The 16,832-nt window shown below is 63.3% G+C and carries 16 protein-coding genes; 3 read left to right on the forward strand and 13 right to left on the reverse strand.

The window, feature by feature from the left end; genetic code table 11:
- Positions 1 to 65: 65 nt before the first annotated feature.
- Positions 66 to 554 carry an Lrp/AsnC ligand binding domain-containing protein gene (locus NCR39_RS09845; protein ID WP_087128234.1) on the reverse strand — a complete coding sequence of 163 codons (489 nt, stop codon included), beginning with the start codon at positions 552 to 554 and terminating at the stop codon, positions 66 to 68.
- Positions 555 to 693: 139 nt separating this feature from the next.
- Between NCR39_RS09845 and NCR39_RS09850 the strand changes: the two genes are divergently transcribed.
- Positions 694 to 1,986 carry a D-amino acid dehydrogenase gene (locus NCR39_RS09850; protein ID WP_250452003.1) on the forward strand — a complete coding sequence of 431 codons (1,293 nt, stop codon included), beginning with the start codon at positions 694 to 696 and terminating at the stop codon, positions 1,984 to 1,986.
- A gap of 61 nt (positions 1,987 to 2,047) precedes the next feature.
- Here the strand turns inward: NCR39_RS09850 and NCR39_RS09855 are convergent, their stop codons facing one another.
- The 6 genes from NCR39_RS09855 to NCR39_RS09880 all read right to left on the reverse strand — a co-directional run bounded on the left by NCR39_RS09855 (position 2,048) and on the right by NCR39_RS09880 (position 8,320).
- On the reverse strand, positions 2,048 to 3,838 hold the full coding sequence (locus NCR39_RS09855) for an acyl-CoA dehydrogenase (RefSeq protein ID WP_250452004.1): 1,791 nt from the start codon (positions 3,836 to 3,838) through the stop codon (positions 2,048 to 2,050).
- Positions 3,839 to 3,947: 109 nt separating this feature from the next.
- Positions 3,948 to 4,883, reverse strand: coding sequence for an electron transfer flavoprotein subunit alpha/FixB family protein (locus NCR39_RS09860; protein ID WP_250452005.1), 936 nt, complete (start codon positions 4,881 to 4,883; stop codon positions 3,948 to 3,950).
- On the reverse strand, positions 4,883 to 5,632 hold the full coding sequence (locus tag NCR39_RS09865) for an electron transfer flavoprotein subunit beta/FixA family protein (RefSeq protein ID WP_250452006.1): 750 nt from the start codon (positions 5,630 to 5,632) through the stop codon (positions 4,883 to 4,885). Before NCR39_RS09865 ends, NCR39_RS09860 begins: the two co-directional genes overlap by 1 nt.
- Positions 5,633 to 5,822: 190 nt before the next feature.
- Positions 5,823 to 6,617 (reverse strand): MetQ/NlpA family ABC transporter substrate-binding protein, encoded by a 795-nt coding sequence (locus NCR39_RS09870; protein ID WP_087128241.1) that lies wholly within the window; start codon positions 6,615 to 6,617, stop codon positions 5,823 to 5,825.
- Between the two features lie 25 nt (positions 6,618 to 6,642).
- Positions 6,643 to 7,296 carry a methionine ABC transporter permease gene (locus tag NCR39_RS09875; RefSeq protein ID WP_250452007.1) on the reverse strand — a complete coding sequence of 218 codons (654 nt, stop codon included), beginning with the start codon at positions 7,294 to 7,296 and terminating at the stop codon, positions 6,643 to 6,645.
- Complete coding sequence (locus tag NCR39_RS09880) at positions 7,286 to 8,320, reverse strand: methionine ABC transporter ATP-binding protein (protein ID WP_250452008.1); 1,035 nt, start codon at positions 8,318 to 8,320, stop codon at positions 7,286 to 7,288. The genes NCR39_RS09875 and NCR39_RS09880 overlap by 11 nt, the downstream gene beginning before the upstream one ends.
- A 175-nt stretch (positions 8,321 to 8,495) precedes the next feature.
- Between NCR39_RS09880 and NCR39_RS09885 the strand changes: the two genes are divergently transcribed.
- The gene (locus NCR39_RS09885; protein ID WP_250452009.1) at positions 8,496 to 9,377 is read left to right on the forward strand and encodes an alpha/beta hydrolase; all 882 of its coding nucleotides are present in this window, start codon (positions 8,496 to 8,498) and stop codon (positions 9,375 to 9,377) included.
- Here NCR39_RS09885 and NCR39_RS09890 read toward each other — a convergent pair.
- The gene (locus tag NCR39_RS09890) at positions 9,374 to 10,297 is read right to left on the reverse strand and encodes a histone deacetylase family protein (RefSeq protein ID WP_250452010.1); all 924 of its coding nucleotides are present in this window, start codon (positions 10,295 to 10,297) and stop codon (positions 9,374 to 9,376) included. The genes NCR39_RS09885 and NCR39_RS09890 overlap by 4 nt on opposite strands.
- A 307-nt stretch (positions 10,298 to 10,604) precedes the next feature.
- On the opposite strand from NCR39_RS09890, the gene mltB reads away from it, so the two are divergent.
- Positions 10,605 to 11,762, forward strand: a complete 1,158-nt coding sequence (mltB, locus tag NCR39_RS09895) for a lytic murein transglycosylase B (protein ID WP_250452011.1) — start codon at positions 10,605 to 10,607, stop codon at positions 11,760 to 11,762.
- A 56-nt stretch (positions 11,763 to 11,818) separates the two neighbouring features.
- Here mltB and cysM read toward each other — a convergent pair whose 3' ends face one another.
- The 5 genes from cysM to NCR39_RS09920 form a co-directional block, all read right to left on the reverse strand.
- A complete protein-coding gene (gene cysM / locus NCR39_RS09900) occupies positions 11,819 to 12,721 on the reverse strand; it encodes a cysteine synthase CysM (RefSeq protein WP_250452012.1) in 903 nt (300 codons plus the stop codon).
- A gap of 249 nt (positions 12,722 to 12,970) precedes the next feature.
- Positions 12,971 to 13,339, reverse strand: coding sequence for a ComEA family DNA-binding protein (locus tag NCR39_RS09905; protein ID WP_250452013.1), 369 nt, complete (start codon positions 13,337 to 13,339; stop codon positions 12,971 to 12,973).
- Between the two features lie 72 nt (positions 13,340 to 13,411).
- Positions 13,412 to 14,404, reverse strand: a complete 993-nt coding sequence (gene rfaD / locus NCR39_RS09910) for an ADP-glyceromanno-heptose 6-epimerase (RefSeq protein ID WP_250452014.1) — start codon at positions 14,402 to 14,404, stop codon at positions 13,412 to 13,414.
- A gap of 19 nt (positions 14,405 to 14,423) precedes the next feature.
- On the reverse strand, positions 14,424 to 15,401 hold the full coding sequence (rfaE1, locus tag NCR39_RS09915) for a D-glycero-beta-D-manno-heptose-7-phosphate kinase (protein ID WP_250452015.1): 978 nt from the start codon (positions 15,399 to 15,401) through the stop codon (positions 14,424 to 14,426).
- Positions 15,367 to 16,770, reverse strand: coding sequence for a UDP-glucose dehydrogenase family protein (locus NCR39_RS09920; RefSeq protein WP_250452016.1), 1,404 nt, complete (start codon positions 16,768 to 16,770; stop codon positions 15,367 to 15,369). The genes rfaE1 and NCR39_RS09920 overlap by 35 nt, the downstream gene beginning before the upstream one ends.
- Positions 16,771 to 16,832 lie beyond the last annotated feature (62 nt).

A 16,832-nucleotide genomic window follows, 5' to 3' on the forward strand; every position in this document is an offset into this window, starting at 1 on the left:
TGAGTACGTTCGTCGATATACCTGTATAAATATACAGTATTAGCACGTCACCGCAAGCGGAAATTTCACACTTCGACGGGGATGGTCAGCGTCTCCTTGATCTCTTCCATCACCACATAGCTCTTCGATTGCACCGCGCCCGGCAATTGCAAAAGGATGTCGCCGAGCAGCTTTCGGTAATCCGCCATTTCACCGATGCGCGCCTTGATCAGATAGTCGAAGTCGCCCGAAACGAGATGGCATTCGAGCACTTCCGGGATGCGCTGCACTTCGCGCCGGAACTGCTCGAACATGTTGCCGCTCTTGTGATCCAGCGTGATCTCGACGAAAACCAGCAGCGCCGCGCCGAGGTGCGTGGGATTCACGCGCGCGTAATAACCGGTGATGACGCCATCGCGTTCCATGCGCTTCACGCGCTCGATGCACGGCGTCACCGACAGCCCGACGCGCTCCGCCAGATCCTTCATCGCAATGCGTCCGTCCTGCTGAAGAATATTCAGGATCTTGTGGTCGAGCTTGTCGAGCGCCCGGACTGGATTTCGCTGCGTTCTCATGTGTTATTCCTGAAAATCCGCCAAATACGATAACTAAAACTGGCTCGCTCTCAATATTATAGGCGATAACACTAGACGGACAATCTGTCGCAGACCACGTTGGCTGCCGTGTCCCGTCCATCGAAGAAACGGAGATCTCATGCGTATCGTTATTCTCGGAAGCGGCGTCGTCGGCGTGACGAGTGCTTACTATCTGGCTCGCGCCGGACACGAAGTCACGGTCATCGACCGCGAAGCCGGCCCCGCGCTGGAAACGAGTTTCGCCAACGCGGGACAGATTTCACCGGGATACGCGTCGCCGTGGGCCGCGCCGGGCGTGCCGCTGAAGGCCGTCAAATGGATGTTCGAGAAACACGCGCCGCTCGCCATTCGTCTCGACGGCACGGCGAATCAGCTTCAGTGGATGTGGCAAATGCTGCGCAACTGCACGCAGGAGCGCTACACGGTGAACAAGGGCCGCATGGTGCGGCTCGCCGAATACAGCCGCGATTGCCTGCAGGCGCTGCGCGCCGACACCGGCATTCAGTACGAAGGCCGCACGGGCGGCACGCTGCAGCTTTTCCGCACGCAGCAACAACTGGACGGCGCCGCGAAGGACATCGAAGTGCTGAAGGATGCGAACGTGCCGTTCGAGCTGCTGTCGTCGGCGGAACTGGCGAAGGCCGAGCCGGCGCTCGCCGCCGTGTCGCACAAGCTGACGGGCGGCCTGCGTCTGCCGAACGACGAAACCGGCGACTGCCAGATGTTCACCACGCGCCTGGCCGCGATGGCCGAAGCGCTCGGCGTCAAGTTCCGCTACAACACGCCGATCGATGCCCTCGCCGTCAACAACGGCCGGATCGCGGGCGTGAAATGCGGCGCGGAGCTTGTCACGGGCGATTCGTATGTCGTCGCGCTCGGCTCTTATTCGCCGAAGCTGCTGGGCGATCTCGTCAAGATTCCGGTCTATCCGCTGAAGGGCTATTCGATTACCGCGCCGATCGTCGACGCGAACCGCGCGCCGGTTTCGACGGTGCTCGACGAGACGTACAAGATCGCGATCACGCGCTTCGACGACCGCATCCGCGTGGGCGGCATGGCGGAAATCGTCGGTTATGACAAGACGCTGAAGCAGGCGCGCCGCGAGACGCTCGAAATGTGCGTGAACGACCTGTTCCCCGGCGGCGGCGACACGGCCAGCGCGAGATTCTGGACCGGTCTGCGCCCGATGACGCCGGACGGCACGCCGATCGTCGGCCGCACGCCGGTGCCGAATCTGTTCCTGAACACGGGCCACGGCACGCTCGGCTGGACGATGTCGTGCGGCTCGGGCCAATTGCTCGCCGATCTGATGTCGGGCAGGCAGCCGGCCATCCGCTCGGACGACTTGTCGGTGCATCGCTATACCGGCGATGTCGGCAGAAATACGCGTCCGGCTTACGCGGAAGTCTGATCGTAGAGTTGCATCCGGCAAGAAAACGGCGCCTTCGAAATCGAAGGCGCCGTTGTCGTTTCTAGAACTGATCTTCGCTCAGCGCGAGCACGCCTTCGCTGCCGTTCGCGCTGACGATCGCCGCTTCGAGTCCCGGCGCGAGCGACAAAATGTGCTCCGCGTAGAACTGCGCCGTCGCGATTTTCGCCGAATGAAACGGCTCGTCTTCCGCGCGCCGCGTGTGGGAGACGAGCATGGCGCGCGCCATTTGCCATCCGCACAGCACGATGCCCGCAAGCCGCAGATACGGCACGCTGCCGAGAAACACCGCGTTCGGATCGCTTTTCACTTTCGCGACGACGAATTCGATCGACCGCCCGAGCGACAGGCTGCCCGCGCTCAAATGCCGATGCATCGACTTGAACGGCTGGCCTTCGACATCGGAAAGCGCCGCGATGGTCTGATCGATCTGCGCGAGCAGCAGTTGCGCGGTCGCGCCGCCGTCGCGCACGGTCTTGCGGCCGATCAGATCGTTCGCCTGAATCGCGGTCGTGCCTTCGTAGATCGGCAGAATGCGCGCATCGCGGTAATACTGCGCGGCGCCCGTCTCTTCGATGAAGCCCATGCCGCCGTGAACCTGCACGCCGATGCTCGCGACATCGACGGACATCTCCGTGCTGAACCCTTTGATGATCGGCACGAGATATTCGTAGACCGCCTGATGCTTCTTGCGCTGCGCCTCGTCCGGATGCGCATGCGCGATATCGCTGTGCGCGGCGGCGACATACGCGAGCGCACGCGCGCCTTCGGTGTACGCGCGCATCGTCGCGAGCATGCGGCGCACGTCGGGATGATGAATGATCGTCGCCGCTTCCTTCACGCTGCCATCGACGGGACGGCTTTGCACGCGCTCTTTCGCGTACGCGACCGCGTGCTGATACGCACGCTCCGACACGCCCACGCCCTGCATGCCGACAGCAAAGCGCGCCGCGTTCATCATGATGAACATGTACTCGAGCCCGCGATTTTCCTCGCCGATCAGATAGCCGGTTGCGCCGCCGTGATCGCCGAACTGCAGCACCGCGGTCGGGCTCGCCTTGATGCCGAGCTTGTGCTCGATCGACACGCAATGCACGTCGTTGCGCGCGCCGAGCGAGCCGTCGTCGTTGACGAGAAACTTCGGCACGATGAAAAGCGATATGCCTTTCACGCCTTCGGGCGCGTCGGGCGTGCGCGCGAGCACGAGGTGCACGATGTTCTCCGCCATGTCGTGCTCGCCGTACGTGATGAAGATCTTCGTGCCGAAGACCTTGTACGTGCCATCGCCCTGCGGTTCGGCGCGCGTGCGCACCAGCGCGAGATCGGAGCCGGCTTGCGGCTCGGTGAGATTCATCGTGCCGGTCCATTCGCCCGCGATGAACTTCGGCAAATAGCGCGCCTTCTGCTCGTCGGTGCCGGCGGTGAGCAGCGCTTCGATCGCGCCGTCGGTCAAGAGCGGACACAGCGCGAACGAAAGATTCGCGGAGTTCAGCATTTCGATGCACGCGGTGGCGATCAGCTTCGGCAGATCTTGTCCGCCGAACTCGGACGGATGCACGACGCCTTGCCAGCCGCCTTCCGCGAACTGGCGAAACGCGTCCTTGAAGCCGGGTGTCGTGCGCACTTCGCCGTTCGACCATGCGCTCGGATCGCGATCGCCCGCGACGTTCAGCGGCGCGATCACTTCGCCGCAAAAACGCGCGGCTTCTTCGACGACGGCCTGCGCGGTATCGAGGTTGCCGTCTTCGAAACCGGGCAGCGTGGCGATGCTGTCCAGGTCCGCCAGTTCCCTCATGACGAACAGCATGTCCTTGATCGGGGCGCGGTAGCTCATTGTCGTCTCTCCTCCATTTGCAATGCTTTCTCGTCCAGCGGATACAAAAAAGGGCGCAACGGTCGTCGCGCCCTTCGCTCCAGCGTGCAGCGGCTCACGCCGCGCGCGCTCAGCCGAGCTCTTTGACCAGTTCCGGCACGACCGCGAACAGATCGCCGACGAGGCCATAATCGGCCACGCTGAAGATCGGCGCTTCGGCGTCCTTGTTGATCGCCACGATAACCTTGCTGTCCTTCATGCCGGCCAGGTGCTGAATCGCGCCCGAGATGCCGACCGCGACATACAACTGCGGCGCGACGATCTTGCCCGTCTGACCGACTTGATAGTCGTTCGGGACATAACCCGCATCGACCGCCGCACGCGATGCGCCGAGCGCCGCGCCGAGCTTGTCGGCGAGCGGTTCCAGCACTTGCGTGTAGTTCTCGCCGCTGCCAAGCCCACGACCACCCGACACGATGATTTGCGCGCTCGTCAGTTCCGGCCGATCCAGCTTCGTCACTTCACGGCTCACGAACGACGAGATACCCGCATCCGGCGCCGCTTCGATTTTCTCGACCGATGCATTGCCGCCTTCCGCCGCGACCGCATCGAAGCCGGTGCCGCGAACGGTGATGACCTTGATCGGATCGCTCGATTGAACCGTCGCGATTGCGTTGCCCGCGTAGATAGGGCGCTCGAAGGTATCGGCGCTGATGACTGCAGTGATGTCGCTGATTTGGGCGACATCGAGATGAGCCGCGATGCGCGGCGCAACGTTCTTGCCGTAAGCCGTAGCCGGCGCGACGATGTGCGAGTAATCCTTCGCGATGTTCAGCACCGTCGCTTCGACGTTCTCAGCGAGGCCTTCGGCGAGTTGAGGCGCATCGGCGAGCAGCACCTTGGACACGCCCGCGATCTTCGCCGCCGCATCCGCCGCGCCTTGCGCGTTCGAACCGGCGATGAGCACATGCACGTCGCCGCCCATCTTGGCCGCTGCCGCGACCGTGTTCAGCGTCGCCGATTTGATCGACGCATTATCGTGTTCAGCTATTACGAGAGTCGTCATCAGATCACCTTTGCTTCGTTCTTCAACTTCTGGACCAGCGTGCCGACGTCGGGCACCGTGACGCCCGCGCTGCGCTTCGGCGGCTCGACGACCTTCAGCGTCTTCAGACGCGGCGTGACATCGACGCCCAGATCGGCGGGCTTCACCGTCGTCAGCGGCTTCTTCTTCGCCTTCATGATGTTCGGCAGCGTCACATAGCGCGGCTCGTTCAGGCGCAGGTCGGTTGTGACCACGGCAGGCAGCTTGAGCGACAGCGTTTCCGCGCCGCCATCGACTTCGCGCGATACGGTGGCTTTGCCATCGGCAACGGTCACTTTCGATGCGAACGTCGCTTGCGGCAGACCCGCCAGCGCCGCGAGCATCTGACCGGTTTGATTCGAATCATCGTCGATGGCCTGCTTGCCGAGAATCACCAGTTCAGGCTTTTCCTGATCGACAAGCGCCTTCAAAATCTTCGCGACGGCGAGCGGCTGCAGATCTTCGCTCGACTCGACGAGAATCGCGCGGTCCGCACCGATCGCGAGCGCCGTGCGCAGCGTTTCCTGACACTGCGTCACGCCGCACGACACGGCGATCACCTCAGTCGCCACGCCCGCTTCCTTCAGACGAACCGCCTCTTCCACGGCGATTTCATCGAACGGGTTCATCGACATCTTCACGTTGGCGATATCGACGCCCGTGTTGTCCGACTTCACGCGGACCTTCACGTTGTAGTCGACCACGCGCTTGACTGGCACCAGAATTTTCATGCACACGCTCCAAAGTTACGATTACGTCAACCCAGGCTCATTATACGAGCGGCGCGTCCGCCATTTCCCCCCTTAAACGGGTGGGCCGGGTCAGCGTGCAATAGATTGGGATTGAATCGAGCTTGCGTCCAATGTAAAAGAACGACCGTTCGATTTCAATCCCAAAAAACCCCAACAGCCGTCGCCGCGATTACCACGCCGTGATGACCGCGCCCGCGTACTTGCCTTCGATGAACTGCTTCACTTCTGCCGAGTGATACGCGGCGACGAGCTTGCCGACCCACGGCTTGTTCTTGTCGGCGGCGCGGATCGCGATGATGTTCGCGTACGGGCCGTGCGGATCTTCAATGGCGATCGCGTCCGACTTCGGCTTGAGGCCCGCTTCCATCGCGAAGTTCGTGTTGATGGCGGCGGCATCCACGTCGGCGAGCGAGCGCGGAATCTGCGCCGCGTCCAGTTCCACGATCTTCAGCTTCTTCGGATTCTCGACGATATCGAGCGGCGTCGCCTTCAGCCCCGCGTCCGCGCGCAGCTTCAGCAAGCCTTGCTTCTGAAGCAGCAGCAAGGCGCGGCCGCCGTTGGTCGGATCGTTCGGCACCGCGATGCGCGCGCCGTTCTGCAATTCGGAGAGCGACTTGAGCTTCTTCGAATAGATGCCCATCGGGAACGTAACGGTATCGGCCACCTTGATGAGCTTGTAGCCGCGATCCTTCACTTGCGCGTCGAGATACGGCTGATGCTGATAGCTGTTCGCGTCGAGATCGCCGGCGGCGAGCGCGGCATTCGGCTGCACGTAGTCCGAGAACTCGATGACGGTGATCTTCAGCCCGTTCTTCGCGGCGACCTGCTTCACCACTTCCATGACCTGCGCGTGCGGGCCGCCCGTCACGCCGACCTTGATGGCGTTGTCATCGGCATGAGCCGCGCCGAACAGCGACGCCGCGCCCAGCGCGGCTGCGAACTTCAGAATGAATCGACGTTGCATCTGCTGACCTTTCCTTTCGATGGTTTTATTTATGACTCAGACGGCGCACGAGCCAGTCGCCGAACGACTGCACGAGCTGCACGAAGACGATCAGGATCACGACGACCGTCAGCATCACTTCGGGCAGGAAGCGCTGATAGCCGTAGCGGATGCCCAGATCGCCCAGGCCGCCGCCGCCGATCGCGCCCGCCATCGCCGAATAGCCGACGAGCGACACGAACGTGATCGTCAACCCCGCGACGACGCCCGGCAGCGATTCCGGCAACAGCACCTTGAACACGATCTGGCTCGTGGTCGCGCCCATCGCCTGAGCCGCTTCGATGAGCCCGCGGTCCACTTCGCGCAGCGCGGTTTCGACGAGACGCGCGATGAACGGCGCCGCCGCGATGGTCAGCGGCACGACTGCCGCCGCCGTGCCGATCGACGATCCGACGACGAGCCGCGTGAACGGAATCACCGCGACGAGCAGGATGATGAACGGCGTCGAGCGCACCGCGTTGACGACGCCGCCGAGCACGCGATTCACGCCGACGTTCTGCAGCACGCCGTCGCGATCGGTCAGATAGAGCAGCACGCCGAGCGGCAAGCCGAGCGCCGCGCCGACGAGTCCCGAGATGCCGACCATGACCAGCGTCTCCCAAAACGACTGCACGAACATGTCGAACATTTCACTCAACATGGGAAAGCTCCTCTACCACGACGCCTTGCGAGCGCAAATAAGCGATCGCCTCGGCGACCTTCACCGGCTGTCCGCCCGCGAGTACCGCGAGCGAGCCGAACGCCTGGCCCTGAATCTCATCGATCTGGCCGTGCAGGATGTTGAAATCGAGTTCGTAGCGGCGAATCGTTTCCGAGAGAATCGGCTGATCGACGCCCGAGCCCGTGAACGCGAGCCGCAGCAAATGGCCGCTGCCGGTCGAAAGACGCTCCGCGACGCGCGCCTTCAGCGCAGGCGGCAACTCGTGCGCGATGACATCGCCGATCAGCGCGCGCGTGACTTCGTGACGCGGCTGCATGAAGACATCGACCACCTTGCCTTCTTCGACGACGCGACCGGCATCGAGCACCGCGACGCGATCGCAGACCTGCTTGATCACTTCCATCTGGTGCGTGATGAGCACGATCGTCAGACCGAGTTCGCGATTGATCTTGCGCAGCAAATCCAGAATGGCGCGCGTGGTTTCCGGATCGAGCGCGGAGGTGGCTTCGTCGGACAGCAGCACGCTCGGCTTGCTCGCGAGCGCCCGCGCGATGCCCACGCGCTGCTTCTGGCCGCCGCTGATCTGCGCCGGATATTTGTCCTTGTGCTGCGTGAGGCCCACGAGATCGAGCAGCGGCAGAACGGTCTCTTCGATCTCCGCGCGATTCTTGCCCGCGAGTTCGAGCGGCAGCGCGACATTGCCGAACACCGTGCGCGACGACAGCAAATTGAAGTGCTGAAAGATCATGCCGATGTCGCGGCGCGCGGCGCGCAGATCGTCCTTGCCGAGCGTGGTGAGATCGCGTCCATCGACGACGACATTGCCTTCGCTCGGACGCGTGAGCAGGTTGATCGTGCGGACCAGCGTGCTCTTGCCCGCCCCGCTGCGCCCGATGATGCCGAAGATTTCGCCGGCGGGAATCGCCAGATTGACGTTATGCAGCGCTTCGACCCAGCCTCGGGGTCCCGCGAAGCGCTGCGAGAGATTACGAATTTCGATCATGCGCCGGTCATGAAAATGCAAACGGCGGAAGGCTTCGCCGGGTGAAGACACCCGCGCAGCCGGCCGCCGCTGGTTTTTCTGCTGTTTTATGAGAAGCGTAATTTTACAGGACGGCCATCATTCTGTTTAATAATGAATTCCGATCGACTAATTACTGCGGGATATTTAAAGGCTCATGGCACGGAACGTTTATTCGACGAGCACGATTACGACACGGCAAGGCGTCGAACTCTTTCTGCATCGCTGGCAGCCTGCGCCGCCGACCGAACTGCGGGCGCGCATCGCGCTGCTGCACGGACTGGGCGAGCACGGCGGCCGCTACGACGCGCTCGCGCTGGCGCTGAACGCGGCGGGCATCGAACTGATCGCGCTCGATTTGCGCGGACACGGCAAGTCGACGGGCGAGCGCGCCTACGTGCGCGTTTTCAGCGACTATCTGAGCGATGCCGACGTGCTGCTCGAAGCGTGCGCCGCCACCCCGCCGACGAATACGCCGCTCTTCCTGATGGGCCACAGCATGGGCGGAACGATCGCCGCCCTGTACGCCGCCGAACGCGCGCAGACGCGCAAACTCGCCGGACTGATTCTGTCGAGTCCGGCGCTCGTGCCCGGTCAACAAATGCCGCGCTGGAAAGTGAAGCTGAGCCGGATCGTCGGGACGCTGCTGCCGCGCTGGCGCGCGTTCGAAATCGATGCCGCGTTGCTGTCGCGGGCACCGGGCGTCGTGGAGGCATATCGGCGCGATCCGCTCGTGCATCACGGACCCATTACCGCGCGCACCGCCGCGCAGATTCTCGCGGCGATGGAACGTATCGCGGCGAAACGCGCCGAAATCGAGTTGCCGTATCTGATCTTCCACGGCGCCGCCGACGCCATCTGCGATCCGGCGGGCACACGCGAATTCGAAGCCAGCGCCGGTTCGACCGACGCGACGCTCGCCATCTACGAAGGCAGCTATCACGAGACGCTGAACGACCTCGACCGCGACCGCGTGATCCGCGCGATCATCGACTGGACGACGGTGCGCGCGGACTATGCGCGCAGCCGCCCGGTCTAGATTTCCGCGAGCGAGCGCAAGTGCGCGACCACGCTACGCCCGAGCGCCGACAGGTTGTATCCGCCTTCCAGACAACTCACGATGCGGCCTTGCGCGTGGCGCTTCGCCACCGCGCGAATCTGCTCGGTGATCCACGCGTAGTCGTCTTCGACGAGGCCCATGTTGCCGAGATCGTCCTCGCGATGCGCGTCGAAGCCGGCTGACACGAAGATCATCTGCGGCTTGAACTCGTCCAGACGCGGCAGCCACATCAGATCGACGACCTCGCGCACCGCCATGCCTTTCGTGCGCGCGGGCAGCGGCACGTTCACCATGTTCGACGCGTGATTGTCCGCGCCGCTGAACGGATAGAACGGATGCTGGAAGAAGCTGCACATCAGCACGCGCGAGTCGCCGGTGAAGGCGGCTTCGGTGCCGTTGCCGTGATGCACGTCGAAATCGATCACGGCGACGCGCTGCAAGCCGTGCACTTCGAGCGCGTGACGCGCCGCAATCGCGACGTTGTTGAAGAGACAAAAGCCCATCGCGCGCGCGGGCTCCGCGTGATGCCCCGGCGGACGCACGCTGCAGAACGCGTTGTCGTAACGCCCTTCGATGACCGCGTCGGTGGCGGCGATCGCCGCGCCCGCCGCTCGCAGCGCCGCACGATACGACGCCGGGCACATCGACGTATCGGGATCGAGCTCGCTGCGCCCGTGCTCGGGCGTCCGGCTCTTGATGTAATCGATATGCGCCTGCGTGTGCACCCGCGCGAGATCGATCTCCTCGGCGAGCGGCGCTTCTTCGCGCTCGATCAGGGAATCGATGCGGCTCGCGATGAGCTGGTCTTCGATCGCCTGCAGCCGCGCCGGGCACTCGGGATGCCACTGGCCGTTGTCATGCTGCAGGCAGTCGGGATGGGTATAGAAGCCGGTGGCCATGATGTCTCGCAGTGCCGTTGTCGTCGGCTCTCGTCTCGTGTTTTTTCGTCATACGCGATTCCCGCGCCGCGTCTTTGGCGTTAAGTTACCACACCGTTCCGAACCGCTGCTTCCGGGCGGGCATCGGGCTTGCGCGCGTGGGGCGTCGGTTATACTGCCCCGACGCCTCGGCAGGCCGGGCCATGATCGACGGCATGTTGCAGGACGTTGCGTCCGGTCGAGAATCGTTGCATCGGGAACGGCGGCGCGTCGAAGAAAGCGCGCTCGAATATCCGGCATCGCCCCCTATCGCCTCATCACGCACACTATGACTTTTCAGTTTGCCCCGCTCGACTCCGCCTTCAGGCCGCTGACGCGCGCGTTCATCGCTTCCCTCTTCTGCGCGATCGGCGTCATGTCCGGCACCAGTGCCGTGGCGCAGTCCCAGCAGCCGCAAAACGCCACGCAGCAAGGGCAAGTGTTCGAAGAAGAGATCGTGCCGCAGCGTTACGCGAACAACCCGAATGTCGAAGCGTTCATCAACGACATGGTCGCGCGCTACGACTTCGATTCCGCGAAGCTGCACGATCTCTTCAATCGCGTGAGCTATTCCGCGACGGCCGTGAAACTGGTGCTGCCGTCGCCGACGCCGTCGACGAAGAACTGGCGCGTATATCAGTCGCGCTTCATCGAGCCGGTGCGCATCGACGCGGGCGTGAAGTTCTGGCGCGCGAATCAGGCGACGCTGCAACGCGCGTCCGCGCAGTTCGGCGTGCCGCCGGAGGTGATCGTCGGGATCATCGGCGTGGAGACCATCTACGGCCGCTACATGGGCAACTTTCGCGCGCTCGATGCGCTGACCACGCTCACGTTCGATTACCCGAACACGCCGAACCGCCTCGAACGTCAGGCGACGTTCCGCAAGAATCTCGAAGACCTGCTGGTGTGGACGCGCGATTCGCAGATCGATCCGTCGACCGTGCTCGGCTCGTACACCGGCGCGATCGGCATTCCGCAGTTCCTGCCGAGCAGCATCGTGCAATACGCGGTGGATTTCGACGGCAACGGCCGCATCGATCTGCGCACGAGCCAGGCCGATGCCATCGGCAGCGTCGCGAATTATCTGAAGCAGAACGGCTGGGAGCCGGGCCGTCCGGTCGTGTGGCGCATTGCGGGCGATGAAGGCAGCCAGGGCATCGCGCAAGCCGCCGCCGATGGTCAGGCGGAGCCGCACTGGTCGCTCGCCCAGTTGACGAAGGCCGGCATGCTGATGGCCGAGCCGGGACTGGATGTCGCGGCTGAAGCGGCGACGCCGCTGACTGTCGTCGATCTGCCGACGCCCGGCCGCGCGACCGAGTACACGCTCGGCCTCAAGAACTTCTACGTGCTGACGCGCTATAACCGCAGCTTCTTTTATGCGCTCGCGGTGTATCAGCTCGGCGAAGCGGTGAAAGCACGCATGGCGGCGACGAGCGCCAGCCAGTAAGCGGCATCCGATAAAAACGCGCGGTTCGCCGGTTGCGGCGACCGCGCGTTGTTCGTTCAGGCGGGGAAAACGCCCGTCGACAGATAGCGGTCGCCACGGTCGCACACGACGAACACGATGGTCGCGTTCTCCACCTGGCGCGCCACGCGCAACGCGACTTCACACGCGCCGCCCGACGAAATGCCGGCGAAAATGCCTTCCACCGATGCGAGCCGCCGAGCCATCGCTTCCGACGCCGCCTGACTCACGTTCTCCACGCGATCGACGCGGCTGCGATCGAAAATCTTCGGCAGATACGCTTCCGGCCACTTGCGAATGCCCGGAATGCGCGAGCCTTCTTCCGGCTGCGCGCCGACGATCTCAATATTCGCGTTCTTCTCTTTCAGATACTTCGACACGCCCATGATCGTGCCCGTCGTGCCCATCGACGAGACGAAGTGCGTGATGCGGCCGTCGGTCTGCTGCCAGAGTTCCGGGCCGGTCGTTTCGTAGTGCGCGAGCGGATTGTCCGGATTCGCGAACTGATCGAGGATGATGCCCTTGCCGTCGCGCTGCATCTGCTCGGCGAGATCGCGCGCGTATTCCATGCCGCCCGTCACCGGCGTCAGGATGATCTGCGCGCCGTACGCGCCCATGCTCTGGCGACGTTCGATCGACAAATCCTCCGGCATGATCAGCACCATCTTGTAGCCGCGCACGGCGGCGGCCATGGCGAGCGCGATGCCCGTGTTGCCGCTCGTCGCTTCGATCAGCGTGTCGCCCGGCTTGATGCGGCCGCGCTCTTCAGCTTTCCTGATCATCGACAAGGCCGGACGGTCTTTCACCGAGCCCGCCGGGTTATTGCCTTCGAGCTTGCCCAGCACGACGTTATTGCGGCTGCGGATTTCATCGTCCACGACGCGGACGAGTTGCACGAGCGGCGTGTTGCCGATCGTGTCTTCGATAGTCATGTAAGCCATAAGCGGACCGGATGTCGAATCCCGCGGCGAACGCATCGGCGGCGCTCGGGGGATTGTGAGGTAGGAATTGATCGATTGTAGCCCACCGGTCTCCCGGATGCGTCGCGCCCCTCTTGCGCGGATGGCTTCCGCGCTCACGCAAAAACCCGCGGCGAGACAGCCGCGGGGAGCCCAAACCATCCGAAGGCTGAAGGAGCGTGATCCGATCCGGCGTGCCGGCGCGGAGGCAGCGCCGGCACGCCGCGCTGCTTACTTCTTGACGACGACCGGCTTCGAAGCCGCCGACGACACCACCGGCGTCGCGTTCACGCCGTTAGCGCCGTTAGTCCCGGCGGCTGCCGTCTTCGGCGCGTTGCCGATGCTCAGGCCCTCCGCCTCCAGACGCTGCACGGTCTTGCCGCCCATGCCTTTCACGCGCGAGCTGAGATCGGCTGCGTCCTTGAACGGGCCGTGCGCCTGACGTTCGTCGAGAATGGCTTTCGCTTTCGCCGGACCGATGCCCTTGATGCCGCGCAGCGCATCGGTATTGGCGGTATTGACGTCGACCGCCGCGAGCGCCGACCCGATGGAAAGGGTGAGCGCGAACGCGACGATGGTTGAGAGTGCTTGCTTGAACATACTGGTCTCCAGAAGAACCGGCCGGCGAACAGTGCCGACCGCGAGACCAGTGTAGAGAGACTTCGAGGCCGTTTATAGCTGGCCGAATAGCCAACGCACGTAGCGATCGACGCCTTCCTGAACGGTCAAAAACGGCGCGTCGTAGCCGGCTGCGCGCAGGCGCGATTGATCGGCTTGCGTGAAGCATTGGTACTTGCCGCGCAGCGCATCGGGGAACGGAACGTATTCGATCAGCCCGCGCTGCACGAGTTCGGCGAGCGACAGCGGCGCTTCGCCGTTCATCGCCCGCAGCGAATTGACGACGGTGGACGCGATGTCGTTGAACGGCTGCGCCCGCCCGGTGCCGAGGTTGAAAATGCCCGACTTCTCCGGATGATCGAGGAAGTGCAGATTGACCTTCACCACGTCTTCGACGGACACGAAATCGCGCGTCTGCTCGCCCGCCGCATAACCGTTGTACTCGCCGAAGAGCTTGACCTTGCCTTCCGCGCGGAACTGGTTGAAGTTGTGGAACGCGACGGACGCCATGCGCCCTTTATGCGTCTCGCGCGGCCCGTAGACGTTGAAGTAGCGGAAGCCGACGATCTGACTGCCCGCCTTCGGCAGGATCTGACGCACGATCTGATCGAACAGGAACTTCGAATAGCCGTACACGTTGAGCGGCTTCTCGAGTTCCCGTTCTTCGACGAAGCGGCTCGAACCGCCGTAAGTCGCCGCCGACGACGCGTACAGAAACTGCGCGCCTTGCTCGAGACAGATGTCCATCACGTCCCGGCTGTAGCGGAAGTTGTTGTCCATCATGTAGCGGCCGTCGGTTTCCATCGTGTCCGAACAGGCGCCCTCGTGGAAAACGGCACGCACGCGGCCGAAATCGCCGCGACGAAAACGCTCGACGAATTCCGTTTTGTCGAGGTAATCGTCGATCTCGCAATCGACCAGATTCTTGAATTTGTCGGCGCGGGTGAGGTTGTCAACCGCGATCACGCGATGCTCACCGCGCTCGTTGAGCGCCTTGACGATATTGCTGCCGATGAAGCCGGCCGCTCCGGTAACGATAAAAGTCATGGCGATGTGTGGAAGTGGATCAGGCGAAGAGTTCGTTGTATTCGACGGTCGCCGTGCCGAGCTTGCCCACGACGATACCCGCCGCGCGATTGGCGTAGACGATGGAGTCCACGAGCGGCACGCCCGCGCCGAGCATCGTTGCGACCGTTGCAATGACGGTGTCGCCGGCACCCGATACATCATACACTTCACGCGCTTCGGCCGAATTGTGCAGCACTTCGCTCTCCGTGAAGAGCGTCATGCCCTCCTCCGAACGCGTGAGCAGGAGCGCGCTCAGGTCGAGGTCCGCGCGCAGTTTCGTCACGCGTTCGTGCAAGTCTTCCTCCGACTTCCACTGGCCGACGACTTCGCGCAACTCCGCGCGATTCGGCGTGATGAGCGTCGCGCCGCGATAGCGCTCCCAGTCGTCGCCTTTCGGATCGACGAGCACGGGTTTGCCGGCGGCCTTGGCGTCGCTGATCATCTGCGTGACGTGCGTCAGGCCGCCCTTTGCGTAATCGGACATCAGGATGACGTCGTGCTGCGGCAGCAGTTCCGCGAAGCGTTCCTGGCACGCGCGCAGCACTTCGTGGTTCGGCGTGTTCTCGAAATCGACGCGCAGCAGTTGCTGCTGGCGCGACAACACACGCAGCTTGATGGTCGTGAGCAGTTCGGGATCGCGGGCGAGATGCCCCGTCACCTTGCTCTCGCCGAGCAATTCGACGATGCGCTCGCCCGGTTCGTCATGCCCCACCACGCAGAGCAGGCCCGCCTGGGCGCCGAGCGCCGCCGCGTTGCGCGCGACGTTCGCCGCGCCGCCCAGACGATCTTCCTTCTTCTGCACGTGCACGACCGGCACCGGCGCTTCGGGCGAGATGCGGTTCACATCGCCGAACCAGTACCGGTCGAGCATGACATCGCCGACCACCAGCACGCGCGCCGCCGAAATGCGGGCGCGCGGCACCACAGGGATATTGGCCGGCTTATTGCCGGCTGCCATTGCCGTCGAGTTCGACATGGGGACGTCCTATTGCAAAATAATCGATGCCCAGTTCGGCCATCGTTTCCGGTTCATACAGATTGCGGCCATCGAAGATCACCGGCATCTTCAGCTCGCTCTTCAAGTGCCCGAAGTCGGGGCTCTTGAATTCCTTCCACTCCGTCACGATGACGAGCGCATCGGCGCCCGTCAACGCTTCCTGCTGCGTGTTCACGAAATTGAGACGCTGCATGTCGTCGTTGCGATCGGCAAGATCGAGCGCGAAGACGCGCTGCGCTTCCTGCATCGCGACGGGATCATACGCGCGCACCGTCGCGCCGCGCTCCAATAGCGACGCGATCAGGCGGCGGCTCGACGCCTCGCGCATGTCGTCCGTGTTCGGCTTGAACGCGAGTCCCCACACGGCGAACGTGCGGCCGCGCAGGTCTTCGCCCATGCGCTTGATGATCTTGTTGACGAGCACTTCCTTTTGGCCGTTGTTGACCTCTTCCACGGATTCGAGAATCCGCAGCCGATGCCCGTTCTCGCGCGCCGTCTGCACGAGCGCCTGCACGTCCTTCGGGAAGCACGAGCCGCCATAACCGCAGCCCGCATACAGAAAGTGATAGCCGATTCGCGGGTCCGAGCCAATACCCCGGCGCACCGATTCGATATCCGCGCCGACGGCATCCGCGAGATTCGAAAGGTCGTTCATGAACGAGATGCGCGTGGCGAGCATCGCGTTCGCGGCGTACTTCGTGAATTCGGCGGAACGCACGTCCATGTACAGCGTGCGTTCGTGGTTGCGGTTGAACGGCGCGTAGAGGCGCTTCATCATTTCGCGCGCGCGATTGCCGGCCTGATCGTCGTCGATGCCGATCACGATGCGATCCGGTCGCATGAAGTCGTCCACCGCCGCGCCTTCCTTCAGGAACTCCGGATTCGATACGACGGAGAAGCCGTGCTTGTCCGCGCCGTCGAGACCGCGCGCCTTCAGTTCTTCTTCGACGACGCGCTTCACTTGCAGCGCCGTGCCGACCGGCACCGTCGATTTGTCGACGATCACCTTGAAGCCGTTCGAATAGCGCCCGATGTTGCGCGCCGCCGCGAGCACGTACTGCAGGTCCGCGGAACCGTCTTCGTCGGGCGGCGTGCCGACCGCGATGAACTGGATATCGCCGTGTTCGACGCTCGCCTTGACGTCGGTGGAGAACTGAATGCGCCCCGCTGCACGCGTGCGCTTGAGCATTTCCTGAAGGCCCGGCTCGTGAATCGGCACGCCGCCACTGTTGAGGATATCGATCTTGCGCGGATCGACGTCGACGCAAAACACATCATTGCCAATTTCAGCGAGACATGCGCCGGTCACCAGACCGACATAACCCGTACCCACGATGGTAACTTTCATAGCTCTCCGTTGGTTTCAAAGGAGCCGGCCGTGGCGGGCGTTGAAAAGCACACGCCCGCCTT

This window comes from Caballeronia sp. ATUFL_M2_KS44 (assembly GCF_023630965.1).
In the GTDB taxonomy this organism is placed as follows: Bacteria; Pseudomonadota; Gammaproteobacteria; order Burkholderiales; family Burkholderiaceae; genus Caballeronia; species Caballeronia concitans.

What these genes read in the sequence shown, in the direction of transcription:
- cysM (WP_250452012.1), bottom strand. Translation starts at nt 12,721, where the DNA reads ATGGCTTACATGACTATCGAAGACACGATCGGCAACACGCCGCTCGTG.
- NCR39_RS09870 (WP_087128241.1), bottom strand. Translation starts at nt 6,617, where the DNA reads ATGCAACGTCGATTCATTCTGAAGTTCGCAGCCGCGCTGGGCGCGGCG.
- NCR39_RS09850 (WP_250452003.1), top strand. Translation starts at nt 694, where the DNA reads ATGCGTATCGTTATTCTCGGAAGCGGCGTCGTCGGCGTGACGAGTGCT.
- NCR39_RS09905 (WP_250452013.1), bottom strand. Translation starts at nt 13,339, where the DNA reads ATGTTCAAGCAAGCACTCTCAACCATCGTCGCGTTCGCGCTCACCCTT.
- NCR39_RS09920 (WP_250452016.1), bottom strand. Translation starts at nt 16,770, where the DNA reads ATGAAAGTTACCATCGTGGGTACGGGTTATGTCGGTCTGGTGACCGGC.
- NCR39_RS09865 (WP_250452006.1), bottom strand. Translation starts at nt 5,632, where the DNA reads ATGAAAATTCTGGTGCCAGTCAAGCGCGTGGTCGACTACAACGTGAAG.
- NCR39_RS09845 (WP_087128234.1), bottom strand. Translation starts at nt 554, where the DNA reads ATGAGAACGCAGCGAAATCCAGTCCGGGCGCTCGACAAGCTCGACCAC.
- NCR39_RS09880 (WP_250452008.1), bottom strand. Translation starts at nt 8,320, where the DNA reads ATGATCGAAATTCGTAATCTCTCGCAGCGCTTCGCGGGACCCCGAGGC.
- mltB (WP_250452011.1), top strand. Translation starts at nt 10,605, where the DNA reads ATGACTTTTCAGTTTGCCCCGCTCGACTCCGCCTTCAGGCCGCTGACG.
- NCR39_RS09885 (WP_250452009.1), top strand. Translation starts at nt 8,496, where the DNA reads ATGGCACGGAACGTTTATTCGACGAGCACGATTACGACACGGCAAGGC.
- rfaD (WP_250452014.1), bottom strand. Translation starts at nt 14,404, where the DNA reads ATGACTTTTATCGTTACCGGAGCGGCCGGCTTCATCGGCAGCAATATC.
- NCR39_RS09860 (WP_250452005.1), bottom strand. Translation starts at nt 4,883, where the DNA reads ATGACGACTCTCGTAATAGCTGAACACGATAATGCGTCGATCAAATCG.
- rfaE1 (WP_250452015.1), bottom strand. Translation starts at nt 15,401, where the DNA reads ATGTCGAACTCGACGGCAATGGCAGCCGGCAATAAGCCGGCCAATATC.
- NCR39_RS09890 (WP_250452010.1), bottom strand. Translation starts at nt 10,297, where the DNA reads ATGGCCACCGGCTTCTATACCCATCCCGACTGCCTGCAGCATGACAAC.
- NCR39_RS09855 (WP_250452004.1), bottom strand. Translation starts at nt 3,838, where the DNA reads ATGAGCTACCGCGCCCCGATCAAGGACATGCTGTTCGTCATGAGGGAA.
- NCR39_RS09875 (WP_250452007.1), bottom strand. Translation starts at nt 7,296, where the DNA reads ATGTTGAGTGAAATGTTCGACATGTTCGTGCAGTCGTTTTGGGAGACG.